General features: G+C 68.7%; 5 protein-coding genes, 1 pseudogene and 2 riboswitches. Of the genes and pseudogenes, 2 read left to right on the forward strand and 4 right to left on the reverse strand.

Features of this window, described 5'->3' with window-relative positions; genetic code table 11:
- The 3 genes and pseudogenes from AC2VNT_RS04695 to AC2VNT_RS04705 all read right to left on the reverse strand — a co-directional run.
- Positions 1 to 340 (reverse strand): annotated as a pseudogene (locus AC2VNT_RS04695) (hypothetical protein); the annotation flags it as partial.
- Positions 337 to 732, reverse strand: coding sequence for a DUF211 domain-containing protein (locus AC2VNT_RS04700; RefSeq protein WP_486945745.1), 396 nt, complete (start codon positions 730 to 732; stop codon positions 337 to 339). The gene AC2VNT_RS04700 and the pseudogene AC2VNT_RS04695, both read right to left, overlap by 4 nt.
- Positions 698 to 1,786 (reverse strand): DUF190 domain-containing protein, encoded by a 1,089-nt coding sequence (locus AC2VNT_RS04705; protein ID WP_486945746.1) that lies wholly within the window; start codon positions 1,784 to 1,786, stop codon positions 698 to 700. The genes AC2VNT_RS04700 and AC2VNT_RS04705 overlap by 35 nt, the downstream gene beginning before the upstream one ends.
- Positions 1,787 to 1,869: 83 nt before the next feature.
- Here AC2VNT_RS04705 and eno point away from each other — a divergent pair, with 83 nt between their 5' ends.
- Positions 1,870 to 3,135 carry a phosphopyruvate hydratase gene (gene eno / locus AC2VNT_RS04710; protein WP_486945747.1) on the forward strand — a complete coding sequence of 422 codons (1,266 nt, stop codon included), beginning with the start codon at positions 1,870 to 1,872 and terminating at the stop codon, positions 3,133 to 3,135.
- Between the two features lie 19 nt (positions 3,136 to 3,154).
- On the opposite strand, the gene AC2VNT_RS04715 is transcribed toward eno, so the two are convergent.
- Positions 3,155 to 3,667 (reverse strand): NUDIX hydrolase, encoded by a 513-nt coding sequence (locus AC2VNT_RS04715; protein WP_486945748.1) that lies wholly within the window; start codon positions 3,665 to 3,667, stop codon positions 3,155 to 3,157.
- 11 nt (positions 3,668 to 3,678) lie between these two features.
- A riboswitch (Fluoride riboswitch) is annotated at positions 3,679 to 3,752 on the reverse strand.
- 88 nt (positions 3,753 to 3,840) lie between these two features.
- On the opposite strand from AC2VNT_RS04715, the gene AC2VNT_RS04720 reads away from it, so the two are divergent.
- Complete coding sequence (locus AC2VNT_RS04720; RefSeq protein ID WP_486945749.1) at positions 3,841 to 4,410, forward strand: histidine phosphatase family protein; 570 nt, start codon at positions 3,841 to 3,843, stop codon at positions 4,408 to 4,410.
- A gap of 69 nt (positions 4,411 to 4,479) precedes the next feature.
- Positions 4,480 to 4,542, forward strand: a riboswitch (Fluoride riboswitch).
- Positions 4,543 to 4,659: the final 117 nt, after the last annotated feature.

Raw genomic sequence — 4,659 nt, forward strand, 5'->3', positions numbered from 1 at the left:
CCACCGTCGCGACCGCGGCCGCTTCCCTGAGCACCGCCCGGCCGAGGCTCGTCGTCGCGAGCCGACCGGACCGGGTGAACAGCAGCTGACGTTCGGCTCGCATCAACTCGGAGCGATCCTGGGCGTACTCGGCGACGAAGACGGTGAGCACCGCCGAACACAGCGCGACGACACCCACCCGAACCCCCAGGTCCACGCTCAGGCCCGAACCGCGCAGCACCGTGGCCGACGCCAGGATCAGCGCGTTGAGGATTCCATCCGACACGCCCAGGGCGGTCGCGAACAGCAGCCGTCTGCGCGGGCGCAACCGCATCACCCGACGCGGCCGCCAGGTGATCACCGGACTCGTGGTACGCGCTCGACGATCCGGGCGCCGACGACGATCTCGTCGACACTGTGCACCGCCGCGCCGGTATTCTCGATCGCCCGCATCAGCTGTGGCGCGGCCACATTCTCTCCCTCGACGGTGATCTCGAGACCGACGGTTTCGAGATCGATCTCCGAGACGGTGATATTGACCGCCTCGACACCGGGAACTTCGTCGATCGCCTCGGCCAGCTCCAGCAGGTCCGGCCTGGAAAGAGCTTTGTCGACGTCTAACTGCATGCGTCGGATGTTCACGACGTCTCCTTCGGTGAGGTACCCACTTCGATCGCCTTTCACCTCGACTTCTGCGGCTTCGAGATCGCTGGAACGGTCACGACGGGTAGTTAGCCAGATGTGTTCCGCCACGGCGATGCTCGCCGTCCACACCGACCAGGGCGGGCACCACCTCGCTGGTCACCAGACCGTGCTCTGCGGTGAGTTCGTCGATCACCGCGAACGATTCGGCGATGTTCTGCGGGGTGTCGGCGACGATGGTCACCACCGGCACCCGCCGGGTGAGCCGGAACAGTCGGTCGCCGTGCGGCGGGTGCCGTCCGTGAAAGCCCCGCACCGCCCGCAGCACCGTTGCGCCACTGAGTGAGCTATGGTCCAGGAGACGGTGAACCAAGGCACGGTGAACCGGGACGCCGCCGTACAAGTCCGCCTCCGAGGTGTAGATCATCAACTTCTGCCAGAGCGCCATGTGGTGTTCATCGGCTCCCGGCACCAGGTGCGGCCGCTGCAACAGCTCGCCGTCCCGCTTGCACACCCGGATCCGTTCGACGGTGATCAACGGCCGACGCAGCAGGCCACGCAGTTCGGGCAGCGCCTCGTTCACTCGCGCACTGTCTCCGACCGCGATGAGCATCACCGGAACGTCTGCGTTACCACCGAAGAACCGGGCCCGGCTCCGATCCCCGTGGCTGGTGCCGTCCACTCCCAGAAACGCCGACGCGCCATGGAATCCCCATTCGTACAACAGATCGCATAGCGCCACGTAGCCCGGGACGCCGTTGATCCGTTCCTTGCGCCCCAGGTAGATGGTCAGCTTGCTCAGCTCGCCGGGCGAGGCGGCGACCGGGTCGGCGTCAATCTCGCCGTTCTCGCCGCGGAACAGCCGAGCCCGTTCCAGGGTGACCAGCGCCCGCTTGCGGATGGCGCGCAGCGGGTCGAACAGGTCCTCGATCGCCGCTTTGGTGTCGACCGCGACGACCGCGACCGGCGGATCCTCGGAGAGGGTGAGCGATCGGTCGGTGCGCAGGTGGCGGTGCGCTCCGAAGCCGGCGATGCCGCGCAGCACGACGCTCGACGCGATGCCGCGGCGGCCGAACAGGTCGAGCATCACGTCGGAGAGGAAACCACCGTCGGTGCGTTGCCGCTCGTCGAAATACGCGGTGAGCTTCAAAGATTCCTGGTTCATCAACGCTCCGCCCATGTTCGCGCACACGGGTACGCTGTTGGCCGCAGCGCGTTTCGGCCGTGCCACACCGAGGAGGACCGCTGGTGACCGTATGTTTCTCGTCGATCTCGGCGATCGAAATCCTCGATTCGCGCGGACGCCCCACCCTGTCGGTGACGGCCGTGCTGGACGGCGGCGCACGGGTCGACGCGGGCGTCCCGTCTGGGGCGTCGACCGGCAGCCGGGAGGCCGTCGAACTTCGTGACCATGACGAGAAACGGTACGCTGGTCTCGGCGTGCGCGAGGCGGTCGCGCACGTCAACGGGGCGATCGCCGACGCGCTGGTGGGTCGATCCTTCACCACCCTGGAACAGCTCGACGACACGCTGCGAGGGCTGGACGGCACCGCCGACAAGTCCCGGCTGGGCGCCAATGCGATCGTCGGCGTGTCGATGGCCGCGGCCCGGGCGTTCGCCGTCGTGGCGGGAGAGCCGCTGTGGCGGTGGCTCACCCCCGACGGGGCGACGCCCAGGCTGGCGGTGCCGCACTTCAACGTCGTCAACGGCGGCGTACACGCCCCCAACGACCTCGACTTCCAGGAGTTCATGCTGGCCCCGCTCGGCGCGCCGTCGCTGCCGGAGGCGGTCCGCGCGGGCGCCGAGGTGTACCGGGCGCTGCGCTCGCTGCTCGCGGACCGCCGCTTCTCCACCGGCCTGGGCGACGAGGGCGGTTTCGCGCCGGAGATAGCCAGCCCGGAAGAAGTTCTGACGCTGCTCACCGAGGCGATCGGTGCCGCGGGGTACCGGGCCGGCCGCGACGGGGTGGCGATCGCCCTGGACCCGGCCGCCAGCGAGTTCCATCGCGACGGCCGTTACCGGATCGGCGGCGAATCGTTGTCCAGTGACGAGTTGGTCACCCGCTACGTCGACATCGTGCAGCGGTTTCCGGTGTGGAGCCTCGAGGACGGGATGGGCGAGCACGACAAGCCGGGCTGGCAGCAACTGACGGCGACGCTCGGCGACCGGATGCAGTTGGTCGGGGACGACAACTTCGTGACCAACCCGCAGATCATCGCCGACGCGGTGCGTGACGGGATCGGCAACGCGGCGTTGATCAAGGTCAACCAGATCGGAACCGTCTCGGAAACCCTTGACGCACTGGCGGTGTGCCGACGATCCGGCTATGCGGCGATGATCTCGCATCGTTCCGGCGAGACCAGCGACGCGTTCATCGCCGACCTGGCGGTTGGGTCCGGGTGCGGGCAGATCAAGTCCGGCGCCCCGGCTCGCGGCGAACGGGTGGCCAAATACAACCGGCTGCTCGAGATCGCCACGGACACACCAGCCCTGCCGTTCGGGTCGGCTGTCTGAAATATTTCGCATCGTCGACTCACCCCGCCGCCGGCCGGATCATCTGCCCTGGGCCGTCGCAGAACCGAGCGTCATCGTCGGCCCGCCACAGATCCCCCAGGTATCGAGCGTATCCCCCACCGCGCATGTGTGGGAGGAACGCGGCGATCGGCGGATGCAACGGAATCGTCTCCAGCTGCCGCCAATCCACCCACGTCGGCTGCCGGCCGGGTTCACCGGCGGGCGTGAAAGCGACGTTGAATTCGTCGGCGACGAACACCAATTCGACGATGCGGTGGCCCTTGATCGCATCGTTGACCTCCAGGACAAGGGCGCACCTGCTCGGGTAGACGTCCAGGCCGGTCTCTTCGAGGGTCTCTCGGCGGGCACACGAGGCGATGCCCTCGTTCAGATGGGGACGACCACCGGGAAGCACCCAGTCGCCGCGGTCCGGGCGCCGAACCAGCAGCACCCCGTCGGGCCGGATCACCGCGACCGAGCACCGGAGCTCGACCGGTGAGTCGGGAACGGACGGTGGAACGGACACAGCCATCTGCGACTCCTTTGTTCGCAGAGGCCATCATCCTGACGGTGGTTCGGAAGCGAACTTCCCGGCGAGCCTCATCGCCGATGGACCCCCAGAATACCTAATCCGCGCTGCGGCGGGAAAGGGTCGTCGTCGGGCGCCGTCGGGCGGTACCGTCGGTCGAGATGCCGAGGAGACCGATGACCGAAGCGACGACCCGGGTCTACCTGGCCCGGCACGGACGGACCGCCCTGAACGCCGAAGGCCGGCTGCGTGGACTCAGCGACCCGCCGCTGGACGAGGTCGGCGCCGCCGAGGTGGCCCGGCTGGCCGCGGTGCTGGCCGTCAGGCACCCCACGGTCGTGGTCTCCAGCCCGCTGCAACGGGCGGTGGCCACCGCGCAGGCGATCGGCACGGCCGCCGGGGTGCCGCTCCGGGTGGACATCCGGTTGAACGATCGCGACTACGGTCCGCAGACCGGGCTGCGCCGCGCCGACGTCGAACAGCGGTACGGCAGCGTCGATGCCGCGCCGGGGGTGGAGCCGATCGCCGCGGTGGCCGAGCGCGCCCGGCGGGCCTTCGACGAGCTGGTCGACGAGCTCGCACCCGGCCCGGTGGTGCTGGTCTCGCACGACGCGTTCAACGGCGCTCTGCTGGCGCAGCTCGACCCGGCGCTGGGCCACGTCCGGCAGCGCACCGCCTGCTGGAACCAGCTCAGCCTGGTCGACGGCGCCTGGCGGGTGGACGCCTACGACCGCGTTGGCGACTGACGGCGGCCGAAAACACGCCGCTGGACGGTTTCTCGGGAAACTCTTGCGGCATCCCGGACGTCGTGTAGCATTGCGCGAGGCGATGGAGCTCGCCTTTAACCGCCGTCCGCGGCTGATGGCTTCTACCGGTGAACGACTCACGGTAGGAGGCGGCACGCAGTGGCGCGCGAAAACAGCTCTCTCCTCGCACGTCGGCACGTCGACGCATTCCGTTGCCGCCGTTGCGATCGCTGCGGTCAATCTCCTTGC

Source organism: Mycobacterium sp. TH-M15 (assembly GCF_057473705.1).

Excerpts from the sequence above, each read along its gene's own strand:
- AC2VNT_RS04705 (WP_486945746.1), bottom strand. The coding sequence starts at position 1,786 with ATGAACCAGGAATCTTTGAAGCTCACCGCGTATTTCGACGAGCGGCAA.
- AC2VNT_RS04715 (WP_486945748.1), bottom strand. The coding sequence starts at position 3,667 with ATGGCTGTGTCCGTTCCACCGTCCGTTCCCGACTCACCGGTCGAGCTC.
- AC2VNT_RS04720 (WP_486945749.1), top strand. The coding sequence starts at position 3,841 with ATGACCGAAGCGACGACCCGGGTCTACCTGGCCCGGCACGGACGGACC.